This window comes from Synechococcus sp. W55.2, from assembly GCF_047461635.1.
In the GTDB taxonomy this organism is placed as follows: Bacteria; Cyanobacteriota; Cyanobacteriia; order Thermostichales; family Thermostichaceae; genus Thermostichus.
The window spans coordinates 1-3,166 of sequence record NZ_JANSHM010000108.1; the positions used below are offsets into that span (position 1 = coordinate 1).

Below are 3,166 nucleotides of genomic sequence, written 5' to 3' on the forward strand. Positions count from 1 at the left end.
GCTCGAATCTCGTAGTAGCAAAGGGATTGCAGCTTGACCGCGTTGACGATCTTCTCCGGCGTGTTCTGGTTGACCCAATTCAAGGCTTGGCCAAAAGCCTCCAAAGTCGCGTCCAATTTGGCGGCTTGCGACGAGGACACCTTGAGCTTGCAGGATATGGTCAGGGCTTGGCTCATAAGTTCATTGTACTTCATCAAAGCGCATTCCTCCCGGCAGTGACCCTACGGGTACAGTGCGGGGCTCCTGCGATTTCTAGCTGACTTTATCTGAAAAACTGTAGAAGTTCATTTCACGCATACATTCTTGGATATAGCTAAACATAGCCCTAAGTGCTTCTGGAGTCAGCGTAGGGTAGTTTTCCAAAATCTGCTTTTCCGTCCAGCCTGCCGAAAATAGCCCCAAAATAAATTCCACCGATAGGCGACTTCCTCTGAAAACTGGCTTACCCAGGAGAATATCGGGATCCGAATGAATATAGTCTTCCCAGTTCACGGCTTAGGGCCCTAAGAGCTACCATGATCGATGGTATAGCCGGAGATCTCCCTTGTCCATCATCCCCCTTGCTTGGAAAGATAAGCCGAGTTTGATCGAGCGGCTCTTGCCTGCCCAAAAAATCAGCGCCGAAGCCCAAAAGGAACGCAAAGCTGGGGCGGGACAAACCCTTACGGCGTTAGGGAGCTACTGGAAAGGGCGCAAACCCCTGATCCTTGCCAAAGCCTGTGTGTTGGGGGCATTGCTACCTGCCACAGATAACCCCGAAGGCGATCTGGAAGTGTTTGAGTTGCTGATGGGCATTGCTGACAGCAGTTTGGAACGCCGTCTGAAATCGCAACGGGATAAACCCAAATTGGCACAAGGCTCTTACCTCGAAAAACTGGAACTCTGCAAACGCCCGGAAGAATGCGACGATGCCACCCTCTACGGCCCCATTTGGGATCGGGTGAACCAACATTTGGGGACAAATGCCCACAGTTTCCCGGAATTGGTGGAGCAACTGGGGACTTTGCGGTTTGGCCATCGCCCACGAGTAGGGGATACCTTTTGCGGGAGCGGTCAAATCCCCTTTGAGGCGGCAAGGCTGGGATGCGATGTCTATGCCAGCGACCTCAATCCCATTGCCTGTATGCTCACTTGGGGAGCGCTGAATATCGTGGGAGCCGATGAAGCCACCCGTCGGGAAATTGAAGCAGCCCAAAAAGCAGTGGCTGAGGCGGTGGATCGGGAAATTACTGCTCTAGGCATTGAGCATGATGAGCACGGCAACCGCGCCAAAGCCTACCTATACTGCCTAGAAACCCGTTGCCCCCACACCGGCTGGATGGTGCCAATGGCTCCCAGTTGGGTGATCAGCAAAACCCGCAATGTGGTGGCCAAGTTAATCCCCAATTACGACCAAAAACGTTTTGAAATTGAAATTGTATCCGGGGTCAGCGAAGCGGAAATGAAAGCCGCTGCCAAGGGCACCGTTCAGGATGGCGATTTGGTTTACGTTCTGGATGGAGAAGAGTACCGCACGCCTATTAAAACCATCCGAGGCGATTACCGTCTTCCTGATGGCACCACCGGCAATAAACTGCGCCGTTGGGAAAAGCACGATTTTATGCCTCGCCCCGACGATATTTTTCAGGAACGGCTGTATTGCATTCAGTGGATCACCGCCGAAACATTGGGCAAGAGCCGTCAAGAAACCTTTTTCGCCAGCGTCACCCCCGCCGACCTAGAACGAGAGCGCAAAGTAGAGCAAATCGTTAGAGAAAACCTCGCCGCCTGGCAAGAAGCTGGACTGGTACCCGATATGCCGATTGAACCTGGAGAAGAAACCACACGCTTAAGTCGAGAGCGGGGCTGGACTTATTGGCATCATTTGTTTAATGCACGACAGCTTTTTGTGAATGCGCTTTATTCTAAGAACATCAAATATCAAAAAAGAGCCTCAGAACTTGCCTTGATTTTCTCAAAGTCATTGGATTGGTCAGGACGTTTAACGAAATGGGACTCAAATGATGGTTGTGATAAAGTATCAAACGTTTTTACTAATCAAGCTCTCAATACATTTTTTAATTGGGGAATACGAGGTGTCAAATACTACGAGAATCATACGCTTAGTACAGATTGGAACAAGGGTAAAGCTCAAATCCTGTCCTCAAGCTCTATAGTTGCTTCACCTGCCAGGGAAGTTCTTGAGTCCAGTAACATTTTCATCACTGATCCACCGTATGCGGATGCAGTGCATTACCACGAGATCACGGAATTTTTCATCGCGTGGTTGCGAAAGAATCCGCCCAAAGAATTTGCCGATTGGGTGTGGGACAGTCGCAGAGCTTTAGCCATTCAGGGCAAGGGGGAAAAGTTTCGGCAGGACATGATTGCCGCCTATACTGCCTTAGCAAAGCATATGCCCGACAACGGCTTGCAAATTGTGATGTTCACCCATCAGGATGCGGAAGTGTGGTCGGATATGGCCAGCATCATGTGGGGGGCGGGCTTGCAAGTTACAGCCGCTTGGTACATTGCCACCGAAACCACTTCTGAACTCAAAAAGGGCGGTTATGTGCAAGGCACGGTGTTGCTGGTGGCGCGTAAGCGGTTGCAAGATACTTCTGCCTATCGGGATGAGCTGGTGGAAGAGGTGCGGCAAGAAGTTGCCCATCAGATTGAAACCATGGTGGGGCTAAATCAAAGCACCCAAGGCAAGGGGCGCACCGAAAACCTGTTTGAAGATGCCGATTTGCAAATGGCAGGTTATGCGGCAGCGTTGCGGGTATTGACGGGCTACCGGCGCATTGATGGACAGGATATGGTGGCAGCAGCCCTGCGCCCCCGACCCAAAGGCGAAAGAGATATCGTTCGGGAAATTATTGATTATGCCGTGCAGGTTGCCAATGAGCATCTTGTACCTGAAGGCATCGCGCAGGGGGTGTGGGAGGGGTGCTGTGGTGCAGAGCGCTTTTATCTGAAAATGATGGAACTGGAAGCGGTAGGGCTGAAGAAGCTGGACAACTACCAGAACTTTGCCAAGGCATTTCGAGTTGGCGACTATGGCGAATTGATGGCCTCTCAGCAGCCCAACAATGCCCGACTCAAAAATGCTCTAGGTCGTGTTGATCTTATGTTAGGATAGAGAGAATAATTTATAGAGGAAAGAGGATGAAGTTGGTTTTTTAGA

2 protein-coding genes and 1 pseudogene are annotated in these 3,166 nt (G+C 50.9%); 1 reads left to right on the forward strand and 2 read right to left on the reverse strand.

Annotation, left to right across the window (positions count from 1 at the left end):
* Both NW828_RS13655 and NW828_RS13660 read right to left on the reverse strand, forming a co-directional pair.
* Window positions 1-176 (reverse strand): annotated as a pseudogene (locus NW828_RS13655) (RNA-guided endonuclease TnpB family protein); the annotation flags it as partial.
* Between the two features lie 76 nt (window positions 177-252).
* On the reverse strand, window positions 253-492 hold the full coding sequence (locus NW828_RS13660) for a DUF433 domain-containing protein (protein ID WP_011433325.1): 240 nt from the start codon (window positions 490-492) through the stop codon (window positions 253-255).
* Between the two features lie 52 nt (window positions 493-544).
* Between NW828_RS13660 and NW828_RS13665 the strand changes: the two genes are divergently transcribed.
* The gene (locus NW828_RS13665; RefSeq protein WP_414384443.1) at window positions 545-3,121 is read left to right on the forward strand and encodes an anti-phage-associated DUF1156 domain-containing protein; all 2,577 of its coding nucleotides are present in this window, start codon (window positions 545-547) and stop codon (window positions 3,119-3,121) included.
* The last annotated feature ends 45 nt before the right edge of the window (window positions 3,122-3,166 follow it).